This window comes from Aureimonas fodinaquatilis (assembly GCF_008369445.1).
Lineage (GTDB): Bacteria > Pseudomonadota > Alphaproteobacteria > Rhizobiales > Rhizobiaceae > Aureimonas > Aureimonas fodinaquatilis.
In genome coordinates, this window is sequence record NZ_VTWH01000004.1 from 121,815 (window position 1) to 137,806 (window position 15,992).

Sequence of the window (15,992 nt, forward strand, 5' to 3'; positions counted from 1 at the left end):
ATGCGGTGGCATGAGCACGAAGATCGCCCTGACCCACATTCGCAATTTTTCCATTGTCGCCCATATCGACCATGGCAAATCCACCTTGGCCGACCGCCTGATTCAGTTCACCGGCGGGCTGGATACCCGTGAGATGAAGGATCAGGTCCTTGACTCGATGGATATCGAGCGGGAACGGGGAATCACCATCAAGGCGCAGACGGTGCGCCTGCTTTACAAGGCGCATGATGGCGAAACCTATGTGCTGAACCTTATCGACACGCCGGGGCATGTGGATTTTGCCTATGAGGTGTCGCGCTCGCTTTCAGCCTGCGAGGGCGCACTTCTGGTGGTGGATGCCGCACAGGGCGTTGAAGCACAAACCCTGGCCAATGTGTATCTTGCCCTCGACGCGGATCTGGAAATTGTGCCGGTGCTGAACAAGATCGATCTGCCCGCAGCCGAGCCCGACCGCGTTAAAGAGCAGATCGAGGAAGTTATAGGCCTCGACGCCTCGCAAGCCATCATGATTTCGGCCAAATCCGGCATCGGCATTGAAGATGTGCTGGAAGGCATTGTCACCCGCCTGCCCGCCCCCAAACAGGGCGACAGAACTGCCCCGTTGAAAGCAATGCTGGTGGATAGCTGGTATGATGCCTATCTGGGCGTCGTTGTGCTGGTGCGGGTGATTGATGGAGAGCTGAAAAAGGGCCAGACCATTCGCATGATGGGCACAGACGCCAAATATCCGGTGGACCGGGTTGGCGTGTTCACCCCGAAAATGGTTGCTGTTGAGACACTGGGCCCGGGCGAGCTGGGCTTTATCACTGCCTCCATCAAAGAGGTGGCTGACACTCGGGTTGGCGACACGATTACCGAAGACAAGAGGCCGACAGCGACTATGCTGCCCGGCTTCAAGCCTGCACAGCCGGTGGTGTTCTGCGGTCTGTTCCCGGTTGATGCGGCAGATTTTGATGATCTGCGCGCCGCCATGGGCAAGTTGCGGCTCAATGATGCGTCGTTCTCATTTGAAATGGAATCGTCCGCGGCTCTGGGCTTTGGTTTCCGTTGCGGCTTCCTTGGCCTTCTCCATCTGGAAATCATTCAGGAGCGGTTGAGCCGCGAGTTTGATCTCGATCTGATCGCAACTGCACCGTCCGTTGTGTACGACATCAAGCTGACGGATGGGCGCACAATCCAGCTTCACAATCCGGCGGATATGCCCGATGTGGTGAAAATTGATTCCATTGAGGAGCCGTGGATCAAGGCGACAATTCTGACGCCGGATGACTATCTCGGCAATATTCTGCAGCTTTGCCAGGAACGCCGCGGCATCCAGATCGATCTTTCCTATGTCGGCAAACGAGCGATGGTGACATACGAGTTGCCGTTGAACGAAGTGGTGTTCGATTTTTACGACAGGTTGAAATCCATTTCCAAAGGCTATGCCTCGTTCGATTACCAGATGGTCGACTATCGCGAGGGCGATCTGGTCAAGATGGGCATTCTGGTCAATGCCGAGCCGGTGGATGCCTTGTCGATGCTGGTGCACCGGGCGCAGGCGGAAAAACGCGGCCGCGTCATGTGTGAAAAGCTGAAGGAACTGATCCCGCAGCATCTTTTCAAGATTCCCATTCAAGCCGCCATTGGTGGCAAGGTCATTGCGCGTGAAACCATTTCTGCACTGCGCAAGGATGTGACTGCGAAATGTTATGGTGGTGACGCCAGCCGCAAGCGCAAGCTGCTCGACAAGCAGAAAGAGGGCAAGAAGCGCATGCGCCAGTTCGGCAAGGTGGAAATTCCACAGGAAGCGTTCATTGCCGCATTGAAAATGGATAGTTAAGTTTTGTCAGGATATTTCGCCGGACTGGATTTCGGCACAACAAACTCCACGCTGGCGCTGGCTGCGCCCGGTGGCGCACCCCGGTTGTTGCCTGTTGAAGGCGACGCACTGACCATTCCGTCGGCGCTGTTTTTTAGCCTGGAAGACGGCGAAACCTATTTTGGCCGCAAGGCGGTAGCCGAATATGTCGATGGCGCAGAAGGCCGCTTCATGCGAGCGCTGAAAAGCATTCTCGGCACCAGCCTGATGCAGGAAACCACGCTGGTCGGCCGGGAACGATTGAGCTTTCAGGAGTTGATCGGCAGGTTCTTGCGGCATTTGCGCATTCGGCTGGAAGCGGAAGGGCACATGGCCGACGGAGTGGTGCTGGGGCGTCCAGTGCATTTTGTCGATGATGATGCCGTGGCAGACCGCGCCGCACAGGACCAGCTTGCCGCTGCCGCGAAAGCTGAGGGCTTCGGCAACATCGAGTTTCAATATGAACCGGTGGCAGCAGCCTTGTATTATGAAGCATCGGTGCAGCGGGAAGAGCTGGCACTGGTGGTGGATATTGGCGGCGGCACGTCTGACTTCACGGTTGTCCGGCTGTCACCGGAGCGCGCATTAAAGGGCAGAAGGGACGAAGATATTCTGTCCTCTTCGGGCGTGCATGTTGGCGGCACGGATTTTGATCGCAGGCTGAACATTGCGAAGGTGATGCCATATTTCGGGCTCGGCGTGCCGACCATTGACGGCAAACGGATGATGCCTGTCTGGTATTTCAACGACATGGCAACATGGCACCGCATCAATCAGTTATACACGGCGGCTATTGCCCGTGACATTGCCGGCCTGGCAAAGCAGGCAGCCGAGCCGGAAAAGCTGGCGCGATTTTCGCATCTGCTTCGTCACCGCTCAGGGCATCGGCTGGCCGGTGCAGTCGAGGCTGCAAAAATCGACCTGACCGCGCGGGCCGAGACAGCTTTGACATTCAGCGAACCAGAGCTGACTATGACGACCACAATCTCCCGCCAGGAATTCGAAGAGGCAACTTCCGAACTCATCACCAGAATTTCCACGGCAATTGACGAAGCGCTGTTGCAATCTTCCGTGACTGCTCAGGAAATTCAAACCGTCATTCTTACCGGCGGCGGCGCCGAAGTGCCTGCAGTCAAGGCTGTGGCCACAAGTCGCTTTCCAGCAGCGCGCATTGTGCGTTCAGATGCGTTTGGCAGCGTTGGCCTTGGCCTTGCGCTGGATGCGGCAAGGCGTTTTGCCTGACACCAAGATCTTCACTTCACACCAGCAAAAAGGTTCACCATGACGCTGACACTTGAAATAGCTCGTAAAATCGTTGCTGCCGGCTTTGAACAGGCTGCAAAGTCTAACTTCAAGCCGTTGACCATTGCCGTTCTGGATGCTGGCGGCGCGCTGATTGCGCTGGAACGTCAGGATGGTTCTTCCAGAATGCGCCCGGAAATTGCAATTGGTAAAGCCAATGGCGCAATTGCCATGGGTCTGGGTTCACGCGCATTGTTCAAGCGGGCGGAAGAACAACCCTATTTCATTCAGGCAATGAACGGCCTGGCCGGTGGTTCGCTGGTGCCGGTGCCGGGCGGGGTTCTCATCCGCCAGAACGGCCAGATCATCGGTGCGGTCGGTATTACGGGTGATACATCCGATAATGACGAAGCTGCTGCCCTTGCTGGCATTGCGGCTGTTGGCCTGGTTGCAGACGCCGGCTAATTGAACTCTAGCATATCTGGTTAAAGCAGAAATGTTTTAACCGCCAGACAAGACGACAAAACAAGGAGTTAGACCATTTCGGGCGAATATTGCATCGCATGAAATGGTCTATCCAAAACTTGCCAAACACAGTACATAGTCGCCAAATCATTCTGGATGGAGATAAGTTGCAATGGCAAGTTTGCAGGGCAAAACCGCATTGATTACGGCGGCCGCTCAAGGAATTGGGCGGTCCAGCGCGGAACTTTTCGCAAAAGCGGGTGCGCGCGTTATCGCAACCGATATCAATGAAGCCAAACTTGCTGAGCTTGCCGGAATTCCGGGTATCGAAACACGCGTTCTGAACGTGCTGGACAAACAGGCAATAGAAGCTGCCGTCGGCGAAATCGGCGCCGTGGATGTTCTGTTCAACTGTGCCGGCGTGGTTCATTCCGGTGATGTGATGGCCTGCACGGATTCAGATCTGGATTTTGCCTTCAATCTCAATGTCCGGGCTCAAACCTATGCCATTCAGGCGGTTCTGCCGGGCATGCTGGAACGCGGAGATGGCGCCATCATCAACATGGCGTCCGTGGCTTCAAGCGTTAAAGGCGTCCCAAATCGCTTTGCTTACAGCGTTACCAAAGCGGCGGTGATTGGCCTTACCAAATCAGTTGCGGTGGATTACGTGGCTCGCGGCATCCGCTGCAACGCAATTTGTCCTGGCACTGTCGAATCCCCGTCCTTGCAGGAAAGACTGCGCGCGCAGGGTGATTATGAAGCCGCACGGGCTGCCTTCATTGCTCGCCAGCCAATCGGACGCATTGGCCAGCCGGAAGAAATCGCCGAGTTGGCTTTGCATCTGGCCACAGCCACCTACACCACCGGCCAGATCCACGTGATCGATGGCGGTTGGACTGCCTAATAACTTTCGTGGCTGAAGCGCTTCATCTGGTCTGTGGTCCATGAAGCGCTTCAGCGGGAAATGTTCTAGATTTTCCGTCGGTTTTCCCGCCACCATATATAAAGCCCGCTGAGAACCAGAATACAGGTTCCAACTATGGTGAGAGGGTGCATGTCGTCGCCGAACCATATGACACTGATGGCGCTGGCGAAAATGACCTGAGAATAGAGAAATGGCGTCAGCAGCGATGCTGGCGCGTATGAAAAAGCCTTGACGAGGAACGAATGGCCCGCGGCGCCAATAGCGCCAATCAAAAACAGCAGGGTCCAATTTTCGGTCGATGGGGTCTGCCAGATAGGTATCACCACTGCCGTCATGACAATAACTCCGGCAATCGTTGAGTAGAATTGCGTGGTGGCAGCCTTTTCCTCAACCACGAGCCGACGCGTCATCAAAAGATAGATGGAATGAAAACCAACACCGGCCAGCGGCAGCAGTAGGTATGGGTTGGTGCCTGCCAGTCCGGGCCGCACCACCAGAAGAACACCGATAAAGCCTGCAATAACCGCAAAAATCCTGTGCCAACCGATTTTTTCCTTCAGGAAAACAACGGAAAGAGCCGTGACAAACACCGGAGCGAAAAACAGCACTGCCGTGGCATCTGCCAGTGGAATGTATTTGAGCGAATAATACATCAGCAGCCCGGTTGTCAGCAGGCAAAGACTGCGCACACTGTGCAGCATGGGATGGCGGGTCCGCACAAAGCCGAAACCCTTTTCGCGGTAAGCCAGAGTAGCGGTCACCAGCAATGTGTGGAAAAAGTTGCGGCCCCACACCACGAACAACACTGAAATGGATGCGGTCATGGCTTTGGCCAAAGCATCCATGCTGGCAAAGCACATGCCGACAATGATGGTCAGCAGAATCCCTGAAAGAATATCGCTCTTGGCAGGCATGCGAAACATTATGAACCCAACTGCCCGCGACCGGCAGACAACGAGCCTGTTCCGGAATGCATGAATGACTGCTTGTTGTTAGTAGATTTCAGGTGATCATTGGATCACCTGAGCTGATGCAAAGCGAATATGCTCTAGCAGGAACTGCTTTAGCCCCAAACCCAGGATTGTCGCAAGCGGCGCTGCGGTGTTCTATACCGTCAAGGCCAGAGCAGTGGCTGCCTCGGCACTTCCCACAATCATTGGCTGTCGCCACAGCCTGTCAGAGCCAGTGTCGAAATTTTCGTAGGTCTGCCATTCCGGCACACCCTCGGACTGGGTCAGGATCGAGCCTCCGGTGGCGCGCACCAGAGGCACTCCACCGGCAACGTCCCATATATTCGGGGAGTCAAACCGGGCGGCTGCCAGAAGCCCGGCGGCGACAAAGGCACACTCCGCGGCTGCAGACCCGGTTTGGCGGGCTTCATAGCCGAGACTCATGTCCGTCATCAGATTCGGCATGCCCACTATGCGCCGTTTGACATGTGTTCGCTCGACCGCCTCGATCCGTGATCCGTCAAAATACAGCGTCCCGCCTTCCGACGCGTGATAAACGCCGGGGCGCAGCGCATGGCTTGTTGAACACCAGACAGCGCCCACAACAGGATTGGTATGGTGCAATATGCCAATGGAGGCGGCAAAAATCGGAAAGCCGTTGACGAAATTGCTGGTGCCGTCCACCGGGTCGATGACCCAGGTGTATTCTGCTGTCGGCGCAGATCCACCCTCTTCCTCGCCAATCACCGCATGCGTCGGGTAGTGCTCCGCCAGTCTTTCACGCAAAACGGCCTCAACGGCGCTGTCAATTTCGGAAACCGGATCTCGGAACTCGGCCTCTTCTTCCTTGCCAAGTTTCTTATACTTGACGGCCAGCGTCTGCCCAAGCGACGCGACGATGCGATCCCCGGCCAGTTGAGCCAGTTCCACCGCCAGCAGTTCAAGATCGCGCAGATCAGGTTGAGCGGTCATTTGACTGTCTCGATTTCAACCTGGCCGGCAAGAATTTCAATATCATGCAAGTTGCCAGTGCCACGCCCGTGCCGGGTGACATTCATCGCACCAGCAGCAGTGGCAAGCTTCAACACATCATGCGGTTCAAGCCCGCCGGCCCAACCCACAGCCAGTGCAGCGGTCATCGAATCCCCCGCACCCGTGTGGTCTCGCGGCGTCAATTGCGGGGCCTTGGCTTCCAGAAACTCGCCGTGCATCAGTGCCAGCGCGCCCGCCCCGGCACAGGAAACCACAATATTCTCAGCCTTTTTCTGCAAACTGTCCATTGCCTTCAGCAAGGACTTTCGGCTGTCATCCTTGGCAATATTGGCTGCCATCAACTCTTCATGGCTGACCTTCAGCATGGTCAAACCTTCGGTGACAGAATCCAGCACTGTTCCGGCAATATCGGCAATGGATGCAACACCATTGGCTTTCAGGTCGCGGGTCAGCCTGTCATAGATTTCGACAGGCATGACTTCCCCGTCTGGAATGCCGGTAATGATCATGCTTTTTGCACGAATGCCTTCAGCCAGCGTGGCATTGTAAAGGTCATCGACCTCATGCCGGTCCATGCGCGGTGGTGGAACGGTGGCAATTTCCTTCCTCTCGCCGCTGCGTCTGTCGTTGATGTACCCGCCATTGGCATGCCGAATGGGCACTGCGCGCAGGTCCAGGCCTTCGGCGCGCACCATCGCCTCTATCAGCGTGCGGGCTTCACCCCCAACCGGCCCGACCAACGTCACCTTGCCGCCCAGTTCTGCCGCCATTCGCGCGGCCCAGACGCCTTGTCCGCCGGCGTGGAAATAGACTTCGTCCTCACCGGAGCTCAATTTTTCAATTGTGATTGTGAACAGCGGCCATGGGGAGAACACCGCGATTTCAGGAGACAGACGTTTCAGCGAAGCAATATTGTCTTTAGGCATGAACCACTCACCTTGTACCATTTTGATATGACAAGGCTGGTCGGCTTCATTTGGTTGCGCTTGCCGGTGCGAAATCAGGCAAATGTCATCAAAAAGCCCCGATCGGTGGGATCGGGGCTTCAATCTGTGCGCCTGGAGCGCTCCTTGCATTGTCCTGTCGTTGAAGCGCTTCCGCTTCAACGGGAAATGCGAAGGCTTCCCACTTGCCGCATTGTCCTGCCGCTGAAGCGAAAACGCTTCAACGGGAAATGCGAAGGCTTCCCGCTTTATCGCATTGTCCTGTCGTTGAAGCGTTTCCGCTTCAACGGGAAATGCTCAGTTGACACTCCGAGCTTTTTCGACAGCCTGCTCGCAAACTTCGACATGCTTTTCCAACGCATCGTTGGAAAGGATAGCAGCTATACTGCGAATATTCCGCCCTTGCATTTCCGGACATTGTTGCACTTTCTGCAAACGCACCAGAAGTTCTGCCCTGCTCATATCGGTCTCCTTTCCCGTTATTCAAATTCCGGCAATCAGCCGTTGGCGGCCTTCATCTGGGTCGCGGTGATGTCGGCAAGCGGCAGCTCGATGTCCACCTCAAGCGTTGATATGGCGTCACCCTTGTCCAGCGTGACTTTCACCTTTTCAGGGTCAATGGAGACGTGCTTGGCAATAACCGCGAGAATTTCTTCGCGCAGTGTGGCCAGGAGATCGGATTGACCGCTGACTGCCCGCTCATGCGCAAGCAGAAGTTGAAGACGTTCACGCGCCGCAGGGGCGGTGTTGCGTCGGGAAAACATACTGAAAAGGTTCATGCGGCCCTCCTTCCGAACAGTTTGCCCAGCAATCCCCGCTTGTCGGATGGAATGCTCATCGGCACGGTTTCACCGTTCAAACGGCGCGCTGCGTCCTGATAGGCACGAGCAGGCGCGCTGGCAGCGTCTGAAAGGGTAACCGGAGTACCCAGGTTGGATGCACGCAGAACTTCTGCGCTTTCAGGAATGATGCCCAGCAGCGGAATTGACAGAATGTCGAGAACGTCCTCAACCTTCAGCATGTCTCCGCGCTCTGCACGAACCGGGTCAAAACGGGTCAGCAGCAGGTGTTTTTCCATGCGGTCGCCGCGTTCGGCCATTTCTGTCTTGGAATCAAGCAGGCCGATGATGCGGTCCGAGTCACGAACGGAAGATACTTCCGGGTTGGTAACAATCACAGCCACATCTGCATGGCGCATGGCCAGCGTGGCGCCACGTTCAATGCCAGCGGGGCTGTCGCAGATGACCCAGTCAAACTGCTCTTTCAGCTCGTTCATCACCCGCTCCACACCCTCGGCGGTAAGGTTGTCCTTATCCCGGGTCTGAGAAGCAGGCAGGAGATACAATGTGTCCACGCGCTTGTCGCGGATCAGCGCCTGCGAAAGCTTGGCATCGCCCTGCACCACATTGATGAGATCGTATACCACGCGACGCTCGGCGCCCATGACCAGATCGAGGTTGCGCAGGCCAACGTCGAAATCGACGACCACAACCTTTTTGCCGCTCTGTGCCAAGGCTGCGCCCAAAGCCGCAGTTGAGGTGGTCTTGCCAACCCCGCCCTTGCCCGACGTCACCACCAGTACTTTTGCCATATTCGACGTCCTTTCGTTCAAGCCAGAACGGCTGCCTTCAACACATCCCCATCCAGCCAGACCTGAACAGCCTGCCCCCGGAGTTTGGGTTCCATATCTTCCGCTGTCTTGTAGAGGCCATCGATAGCAATCAGTTCGGCCTCAAGCTTGCGACAGAAAATGCGAGCATTAGAGTTTCCGGCAGAGCCGGCCAGAGCGCGGCCACGCAGCGCCCCGTAAACATGTATCGAACCACCCGCCACAATTTCCGCGCCAGAAGAGACAGAGCCAAGCACGGTCACATCCCCCTCGGGATGAATGATGGACTGCCCGGAGCGAACCCCCTCCTCGACAATCAGGTTGGGATTGCCCGCCGGGGTGGCAACGCTGGCTTGCCCACGCTCTGCGGGTTTGCCGCTGCCGGCAGGCCCGTCTTCCGGCACTTCAATGTCTGCTGCCGGGCGGCCGCCGCGCATTTCAGGTGGCATGCCAGGCGCCAGCATCGACGGACGCGCACCCTCAATCCCCATAATCCGGACATTGCGTTTGGCCAGTTCATCAATCAGCCTGGCCAACTCATCACGCGTTACCGGCAAACCGGCAACATCCAGCACAATCGGCCGGCTGAGGAAAAAGCCGGTGGAACGCCGGGCAAGATCGTCCAGTTCCAGAAGCCAGTCTGCAATTGGCAGCTCCGGAGACAGCACGAGCGCTAGGAATGAGCGTCCGCGTAGGCGAACCGCTTTGCGGGTTGTCAATTCTTCATTCATCTTGGTTAACGAGTGGTTTCCATCGATTTACGGCTATTAGCCTTAACATTCGGTTAATTCCCGAACCTTGCGTCTTTTGACGAAAACCGATTTTTTTAAATTATTTTGCGGCGCGCAGCGCGAAACTCTGTTTATGCGATTCCGGCACGCAACAGGTCCAGCGTGCGGATCAGCCCGACAGGACGGTCATTTTCCACCACAAACAACGCACCGATGCGCCGGGTTTCCAATATCTTCAATGCTTCGCCAGCAATTGCCCCCGGGGAAATGGTCACAGGGGCGCGGCTCATGACCTCTTCAACCTTGCGGGTCAAAAGGTCTGTGGACATGTGTCGGCGCAAGTCACCATCGGTTACCGCACCCACCAGCACTCCGTCGGCATCTGTTACACCAACAACGCCGAAACCGTGTGCGGTCATGGTGGCTATTGCCGCTTCCATGGTGCGGCCAATACCAACCAGCGGTACGGTTTCGCCCCGGTGCATAACGTCAGCGACAGTCAGCAACTGAGATCCAAGCTTGCCGCCCGGATGGAAAATCTTGAAGTCGTCGGCGGAAAAGCCGCGATCTTCAATCAACGCGACCGCCAGCGCATCGCCAACCGCCAGTTGCAGAAGAGTGGACGTTGTCGGCGCAAGATTGTTGGGACAGGCCTCTCGCACCTTGGGCAGAACCAATGCCACATTGGAGGCCTTGGCCAGGGTGGACTCCAAAGCCGCGGTGATGGAAATCAGCGGCACACCAAAGCGCTTGGCATACGTCACCGTCTGCGCCAGTTCGCTTGTTTCGCCAGACCAGGAAAGAGCCAGAATCACGTCATCACGGTCGACCATGCCCAGATCGCCATGGTTCGCTTCGGTCGGGTGCAGGTGATAAGCAGGCGTGCCGGTGGACGAAAATGTGGCTGCCAGCTTGCGCGCAATGTGGCCGCTTTTGCCAACACCGGTAACAATCAACCGCCCCGGCCGCTGACGAATCAAGCCAACAGCCTGGGAAAGCGTCCCGCCCAATTCGCCATCGCGCACTTCGCGCTGCAAAAGCGCCAGTGCCTCTTCAGCAAGAGAAAGAGAGCGCAAGGCCGATTGAACGACCAACGACGCCGGCACCTTGACGGTATCGGTCATCGGAAAATCTCCCACCGCAAAATATACCCTTTAGACGCTTTCGTATCTCAAATCCGTTCCGAGATAGCAGTGCGCCGTTCTTTGTTCCAGCGGTTTGTTGTTATAGCTGTAAATGACCCGCTGCAGTTCCAGAATAGGCGAGTTAACCGCAATGCCGAAAGCGGCTGCGTCGGCTTTGTCGGCCAGAATGGGCCGCAGGTTTTCCTGCATGCGCGTGGCAAGGCTGTGCGCGAACCAGCGGTTCTGCCCAGCCTCTTTCAATCCGCTGGCTGTCTGGCTGGCAGCCGGGGGCACAAACGGGCTGTAGGCTTTTTCAGTCAGAAACACGCGGCCGTTGTAAACCCGCTGCCGGGTAAGCTGCAGAATTTCCGCACCCTCTTCCAGCATCAGCGTCTTGGCAATTTGCGGTGGAGCTTTGGTCAGTTTGGTGTCCAGCAGCTCCAGCGTACCGGAGATTTTTTCACCATCCTCGTCCACAAAGGTGACAAATCTCCTGGAAGCCTCTTCGCCCGATGCATCCAGAATTAATGTTCCCTTGCCCTGTGAACGGTCCAGAAGACCGTATTGGTCAAGAATATCGAATGCACGCCTGACAGTACCTATAGACAAGCCAAGTTCGCGTGAGATTTCTGTTTCACTGGCAATGAATTGACCAGCCGGCCACTCACCGGAAATGATCCGACCGATAAAGTCGTCCACAACCTGCAAATATAGCGGCCTCAGATCAAAATTTTTAAGGCTCATCTTTCTTCCTACACGCGGCCAATATCAAAGCGCCTTATAGCACGTCACCGACGTGATGAAAGCGCATATATTTCAATGAATTACGAAGATTAAGCTTATCAATAACCAGATATATAAGTATGAATATTTCAATGTAAATGTTTTCAACCATCCCTTAATTGAATTTTGCGTGTGATGAATTATGCCGCATTTCGCGTGTCATATGTTTCCGGGCATGCAGCAACAGCCAACCAGGAAAGGAAAGTTAGAGCGACGCACCGCAATTAGAGATTTTTATTTTTAATCGATTAGATTATACTGCATTTGCACACGCGGCTTGCCCGCCATTCGATATGATAGCAGAGATTTTCAGGAAAATTTCGTGACCAGTCACATCATCCCGGTAGAGAGTTTTGACTACGTTGTTTTCGGCGGTAACGGCGACCTGGCAGAGCGAAAACTGCTGCCTGCGCTTTACCACAGAGACAAGGACAACCAGCTTCCGGGCGACGCGCGCATCATCGGCGCATCACGCACGGCCTTGTCGGACGAAGAGTATCGTGCATTTGCCCGGCAGGCGATTGAAACATTCGTGCCGGAAGAGCAGAGGGACGCAAAATCGCTGGCCCGCTTTCTGGAGCGGCTGTTTTACCTGAAGGTGGATGCCCGAAGCGATGGGGGGTGGGCAGAGCTGAAAGCCATGCTGGATGCCGCACCGCAGGACCGTATACGTGCTTTTTATCTTGCCGTAGGCCCGGGCCTTTTCGGCGATCTGGCAAGCCGCATTCGCGAGCATGGACTTGTCGGCCCCCGCACCCGGCTGGTTATCGAAAAGCCGGTTGGCCGGGATCTGGCCTCCGCCCGCGAGCTGAACAACAATATTGGCAAGCATTTCGAAGAGCAGCAGGTTTTCCGTATCGACCATTATCTTGGCAAGGAAACGGTGCAGAACCTTATGGCGCTTCGCTTTGCCAATATGCTGTACGAGCCGCTCTGGAATTCAGCCTATGTGGATCACGTCCAGATCACCGTCGCCGAATCCGTAGGGTTGGAAGGGCGTGGTGGTTATTATGACAAGGCCGGCGCTCTGCGTGATATGGTGCAGAACCATATTGTGCAGTTGATGTGCCTTGTTGCGCTGGAGCCCCCTTCGGCAATTGACGGGGATTCGCTGCGTGACGAAAAGTTGAAGGTTCTGCGAGCGCTCAAACCGATCAATGAATCCAATGTTGAGCATGTCACCGTGCGGGGGCAGTACCGCGCAGGGGCATCGAATGGCGGTCCGGCCAAAGGCTATCTCGACGATCTGGGCGAAAGCACAAGCGACACGGAAACTTTTGTCGCCATCAAGGCGGAAATCAACAATTGGCGCTGGGCAGGCGTGCCCTTCTACCTGCGCACAGGCAAACGCCTGACACAGCGCATGAGCGAGATTGTTGTGACCTTCCGCTCCATTCCACATTCCATCTTCACCAATGCCGGTCATATCCAGCAAAACCAGCTTGTGCTGCGCCTGCAACCGGATGAGGGCGTGAAGCAGTGGCTGATGATCAAGGATCCTGGCCCAGGCGGCATGCGTCTTCGGCATGTCCCTCTGGATATGAGCTTTGCCCAGTCCTTCCCGACGCGCAACCCGGACGCCTATGAACGATTGCTGATGGACGTGATTCGAGGCAACCAGACACTGTTCATGCGACGTGACGAGGTTGAGGCGGCTTGGGAATGGGTTGGCCCCATCCTGACCGCGTGGGAAGAAAAGAATATCCGTCCGCAAGGCTACACATCGGGTACGTGGGGGCCATCCAGTTCCATCGCCTTGATTGAGCGGGACGGTCGCACCTGGCACGAACCGGAGTGAGCAGAGATATGGACCTGCGTTTTCACGAATATCCGGACCGGGCCGCCCTTGCAGAAGCTTTGGCCATGGGGGTGGCGTCGGTTCTGACCGATGCCATTCAGGCACGCGGCAGCGCCACTTTGGCGGTTTCAGGCGGCTCAACTCCAAAATTGTTCTTTGAAAAACTTTCCCATGCGCAAATTGAGTGGAACCGTGTCAGCGTTCTTCTGGTTGACGAACGATGGGTAGAAGCTGACAGCCCTCGTTCCAATGCAAGGCTGCTCCGGGAACATCTGTTGCAGAACGCTGCCAAGGACGCGCATTTTGAACCGTTGTTTTTGCCGGAACTGACGGCGCCGGAAGCGGTGGAGGTTCTGTCACAGAGGCTGGCTCCATTGGTCAAGCCGCTTGATGTTGCCGTACTTGGCATGGGCAATGACGGTCATACCGCCTCGTTTTTTCCGCAAGCGGACAATCTGGCAGCCGCACTGGCGCCGAATGAGCGTGGCATTCTGGCTGCCATTGAGGCGCCGGGTGCAGGTGAGCCTCGCATGACACTGACATTGCCTGTGCTGCTATCTGCCCATTTGCTGGCGCTGCACATAGAGGGCGATGACAAGCGCGAAACGCTGCGGGCGGCTCTGGCGGGCGGTCCGGTAGAAGCAATGCCGGTCAGGGCTGTTCTCAACCAGAGTGAGCGACCCGATCTGCAAATTTTCTGGGCGCGCTGACGCCGCCCGACTGGAAAGGTTCGATGATGTGTGCCGACCGTCGCATAGAGGCGATTACCGATCGAATTCGCGAGCGTTCCTATCGAGCCAGAGAGGCTTATCTTGCCCGCATTCTTGCCAAGGGAGAGGCCGGACCAAAGCGCTCGACGCTCGGCTGTGGCAATCTGGCCCATGGTTTTGCCGCTTGCGGACCGGAAGACAAGGCGCGCTTGAAGGATGGCATCACGCCCAATCTCGGCATTATCACCGCCTACAATGACATGCTGTCGGCGCATCAGCCGTTTGAACGCTATCCTGAGCTTATTCGCCAGACTGCCCGGGATGTGGGCGCGACAGCGCAGGTGGCAGGCGGCGTTCCAGCCATGTGTGACGGTGTCACGCAGGGCGAGGCCGGCATGGAGCTTTCGCTGTTCTCACGAGATGTGATTGCAATGGCGGCTGCCGTTGGTCTGAGCCATGACATGTTTGACGCCGCGGTTTATCTGGGTGTCTGTGACAAGATTGTGCCGGGACTGGTGATTGGCGCGCTGACATTTGGCCACCTTCCGGCGATCTTTGTGCCGGCTGGCCCCATGACAACCGGCTTGCCCAATGATGAAAAGGCCCGCACACGCCAGCTTTATGCTGAGGGCAAGGTTGGAAGAGACGTGCTGCTGGAGGCCGAGTCCGCCTCTTATCACGGACCGGGCACCTGCACCTTTTACGGTACGGCCAACTCCAACCAGATGCTGATGGAAATCATGGGCCTGCACATGCCCGGCGCATCCTTCATCAACCCGAACACCCCTTTGCGCGATGCGCTGACACGTGAGGCAACAAAACGCGCTCTGGCCATCACGGCTTTGGGCAATGAGTATACGCCCGCCGGAATGGTGGTGGATGAGCGGGCCGTGGTTAACGGTGTTGTGGGACTGCATGCCACTGGCGGCTCGACAAACCACACCATGCATCTTGTTGCCATGGCTGCAGCGGCAGGCATTTCGCTCACATGGCAGGATATATCCGATCTTTCCGAAATCGTGCCGCTTCTGGCACGGGTTTACCCGAACGGACTGGCGGATGTGAACCATTTCCACGCCGCAGGCGGCATGGGCTTTCTGATCCGTGAACTGCTGGATGCCGGCCTGCTGCATGAAGATGTTCGCACGGTTTTTGGAACCGGACTGCGCGCCTATGCCAGTGAAGCCCTGATGGGCCCGCAGGGTCAGGGCGTAACCCGCATCCCCGCTCCGGCAGTCAGCCATGACAGCCGCATTCTGGCAACGATGGACAGTCCCTTTGCCGCCAATGGCGGCTTGCGCATGCTGTCCGGAAATCTTGGCCATGCAGTTATTAAAACCTCGGCGGTCAAACCGGAGAACCGGATAGTTGAAGCCCCTGCACGGGTGTTCCATGCGCAGGAAGAGGTGCAGCGCGCCTTTCGTGCCGGAGAGTTGACCGGAGATTTTGTAGCCGTGGTGCGCTTTCAAGGCCCAAGGGCCAATGGCATGCCTGAATTGCACAAGCTTACACCAACACTGGGCGTGTTGCAGGACAGAGGGCAGAAAGTGGCGCTGGTCACCGATGGCCGCATGTCAGGCGCATCCGGCAAAGTGCCTGCGGCCATTCATGTCACGCCGGAAGCGCATGATGGCGGCCTGATTTCCAGAATTCATGATGGCGATCTGGTTCGGCTGAATGCTGAAACCGGTGAGATTTCCTTGCTGGTTGATGCGGACATACTGGCGGCGCGCGCCCCTGCCAATGTGGACTCGACCCCGCATGAATTTGGCATGGGCCGAGAGCTGTTTGCGCTGTTTCGCCAGGCCGTCGGCCCAGCCAATCTTGGCGCCAGCGTTTTCAACCAAAATGGGCAAACGCCACAGCATCGCTGACCAG

The 15,992-nt window shown here is 56.5% G+C and carries 16 protein-coding genes; 7 read left to right on the plus strand and 9 right to left on the minus strand.

What is annotated here, in order from left to right; genetic code table 11:
• Positions 1–10: 10 nt before the first annotated feature.
• The 4 genes from lepA (at position 11) to FPY71_RS15455 (ending at position 4,451) form a co-directional block, all read left to right on the plus strand.
• Positions 11–1,822, plus strand: a complete 1,812-nt coding sequence (gene lepA, locus FPY71_RS15440) for a translation elongation factor 4 (protein ID WP_149301221.1) — start codon at positions 11–13, stop codon at positions 1,820–1,822.
• 3 nt (positions 1,823–1,825) lie between these two features.
• Complete coding sequence (locus tag FPY71_RS15445; RefSeq protein WP_149301222.1) at positions 1,826–3,082, plus strand: Hsp70 family protein; 1,257 nt, start codon at positions 1,826–1,828, stop codon at positions 3,080–3,082.
• Between the two features lie 39 nt (positions 3,083–3,121).
• On the plus strand, positions 3,122–3,547 hold the full coding sequence (locus FPY71_RS15450; protein WP_149301223.1) for a GlcG/HbpS family heme-binding protein: 426 nt from the start codon (positions 3,122–3,124) through the stop codon (positions 3,545–3,547).
• 172 nt (positions 3,548–3,719) lie between these two features.
• Positions 3,720–4,451, plus strand: a complete 732-nt coding sequence (locus tag FPY71_RS15455; protein ID WP_149301224.1) for an SDR family oxidoreductase — start codon at positions 3,720–3,722, stop codon at positions 4,449–4,451.
• 65 nt (positions 4,452–4,516) lie between these two features.
• Here FPY71_RS15455 and FPY71_RS15460 read toward each other — a convergent pair whose 3' ends face one another.
• The 9 genes from FPY71_RS15460 to FPY71_RS15495 form a co-directional block, all read right to left on the minus strand.
• Positions 4,517–5,395 (minus strand): DMT family transporter, encoded by an 879-nt coding sequence (locus FPY71_RS15460; RefSeq protein ID WP_246160609.1) that lies wholly within the window; start codon positions 5,393–5,395, stop codon positions 4,517–4,519.
• 183 nt (positions 5,396–5,578) lie between these two features.
• Positions 5,579–6,394: an inositol monophosphatase family protein gene (locus tag FPY71_RS15465; protein WP_149301225.1), complete on the minus strand. Its 816-nt coding sequence runs from the start codon at positions 6,392–6,394 to the stop codon at positions 5,579–5,581.
• Positions 6,391–7,341 carry a 1-phosphofructokinase family hexose kinase gene (locus FPY71_RS15470; protein ID WP_188052377.1) on the minus strand — a complete coding sequence of 317 codons (951 nt, stop codon included), beginning with the start codon at positions 7,339–7,341 and terminating at the stop codon, positions 6,391–6,393. The genes FPY71_RS15465 and FPY71_RS15470 overlap by 4 nt, the downstream gene beginning before the upstream one ends.
• 315 nt (positions 7,342–7,656) lie before the next feature.
• Positions 7,657–7,821, minus strand: a complete 165-nt coding sequence (locus tag FPY71_RS18540) for a hypothetical protein (RefSeq protein ID WP_188052378.1) — start codon at positions 7,819–7,821, stop codon at positions 7,657–7,659.
• 35 nt (positions 7,822–7,856) lie between these two features.
• The gene (gene minE, locus FPY71_RS15475) at positions 7,857–8,138 is read right to left on the minus strand and encodes a cell division topological specificity factor MinE (RefSeq protein ID WP_149301227.1); all 282 of its coding nucleotides are present in this window, start codon (positions 8,136–8,138) and stop codon (positions 7,857–7,859) included.
• On the minus strand, positions 8,135–8,950 hold the full coding sequence (gene minD / locus FPY71_RS15480; RefSeq protein WP_149301228.1) for a septum site-determining protein MinD: 816 nt from the start codon (positions 8,948–8,950) through the stop codon (positions 8,135–8,137). The genes minE and minD overlap by 4 nt, the downstream gene beginning before the upstream one ends.
• 17 nt (positions 8,951–8,967) lie before the next feature.
• Positions 8,968–9,699 carry a septum site-determining protein MinC gene (gene minC / locus FPY71_RS15485; RefSeq protein WP_149301229.1) on the minus strand — a complete coding sequence of 244 codons (732 nt, stop codon included), beginning with the start codon at positions 9,697–9,699 and terminating at the stop codon, positions 8,968–8,970.
• Between the two features lie 131 nt (positions 9,700–9,830).
• Positions 9,831–10,823: a KpsF/GutQ family sugar-phosphate isomerase gene (locus FPY71_RS15490; RefSeq protein WP_149301230.1), complete on the minus strand. Its 993-nt coding sequence runs from the start codon at positions 10,821–10,823 to the stop codon at positions 9,831–9,833.
• 30 nt (positions 10,824–10,853) lie between these two features.
• A complete protein-coding gene (locus FPY71_RS15495; RefSeq protein ID WP_149301231.1) occupies positions 10,854–11,567 on the minus strand; it encodes a GntR family transcriptional regulator in 714 nt (237 codons plus the stop codon).
• A 361-nt stretch (positions 11,568–11,928) separates the two neighbouring features.
• On the opposite strand from FPY71_RS15495, the gene zwf reads away from it, so the two are divergent.
• Genes zwf through edd form a run of 3 tightly spaced genes read left to right on the plus strand, consistent with a single transcriptional unit; the run spans position 11,929 to position 15,988 of the window.
• Positions 11,929–13,404 carry a glucose-6-phosphate dehydrogenase gene (zwf, locus tag FPY71_RS15500; protein WP_149301232.1) on the plus strand — a complete coding sequence of 492 codons (1,476 nt, stop codon included), beginning with the start codon at positions 11,929–11,931 and terminating at the stop codon, positions 13,402–13,404.
• An 8-nt stretch (positions 13,405–13,412) separates the two neighbouring features.
• Positions 13,413–14,114: a 6-phosphogluconolactonase gene (pgl, locus tag FPY71_RS15505; protein ID WP_149301362.1), complete on the plus strand. Its 702-nt coding sequence runs from the start codon at positions 13,413–13,415 to the stop codon at positions 14,112–14,114.
• 26 nt (positions 14,115–14,140) lie between these two features.
• Positions 14,141–15,988 (plus strand): phosphogluconate dehydratase, encoded by a 1,848-nt coding sequence (gene edd / locus FPY71_RS15510; protein WP_149301363.1) that lies wholly within the window; start codon positions 14,141–14,143, stop codon positions 15,986–15,988.
• Positions 15,989–15,992: the final 4 nt, after the last annotated feature.

Coding starts and splice junctions, on each gene's coding strand:
- minE (WP_149301227.1), bottom strand. CDS start 8,138: ATGAACCTTTTCAGTATGTTTTCCCGACGCAACACCGCCCCTGCGGCG.
- FPY71_RS15495 (WP_149301231.1), bottom strand. CDS start 11,567: ATGAGCCTTAAAAATTTTGATCTGAGGCCGCTATATTTGCAGGTTGTG.
- pgl (WP_149301362.1), top strand. CDS start 13,413: ATGGACCTGCGTTTTCACGAATATCCGGACCGGGCCGCCCTTGCAGAA.
- minC (WP_149301229.1), bottom strand. CDS start 9,699: ATGAATGAAGAATTGACAACCCGCAAAGCGGTTCGCCTACGCGGACGC.
- FPY71_RS15455 (WP_149301224.1), top strand. CDS start 3,720: ATGGCAAGTTTGCAGGGCAAAACCGCATTGATTACGGCGGCCGCTCAA.
- FPY71_RS15470 (WP_188052377.1), bottom strand. CDS start 7,341: ATGCCTAAAGACAATATTGCTTCGCTGAAACGTCTGTCTCCTGAAATC.
- minD (WP_149301228.1), bottom strand. CDS start 8,950: ATGGCAAAAGTACTGGTGGTGACGTCGGGCAAGGGCGGGGTTGGCAAG.
- FPY71_RS18540 (WP_188052378.1), bottom strand. CDS start 7,821: ATGAGCAGGGCAGAACTTCTGGTGCGTTTGCAGAAAGTGCAACAATGT.
- edd (WP_149301363.1), top strand. CDS start 14,141: ATGTGTGCCGACCGTCGCATAGAGGCGATTACCGATCGAATTCGCGAG.
- lepA (WP_149301221.1), top strand. CDS start 11: ATGAGCACGAAGATCGCCCTGACCCACATTCGCAATTTTTCCATTGTC.
- FPY71_RS15465 (WP_149301225.1), bottom strand. CDS start 6,394: ATGACCGCTCAACCTGATCTGCGCGATCTTGAACTGCTGGCGGTGGAA.
- FPY71_RS15450 (WP_149301223.1), top strand. CDS start 3,122: ATGACGCTGACACTTGAAATAGCTCGTAAAATCGTTGCTGCCGGCTTT.
- FPY71_RS15460 (WP_246160609.1), bottom strand. CDS start 5,395: ATGTTTCGCATGCCTGCCAAGAGCGATATTCTTTCAGGGATTCTGCTG.
- FPY71_RS15490 (WP_149301230.1), bottom strand. CDS start 10,823: ATGACCGATACCGTCAAGGTGCCGGCGTCGTTGGTCGTTCAATCGGCC.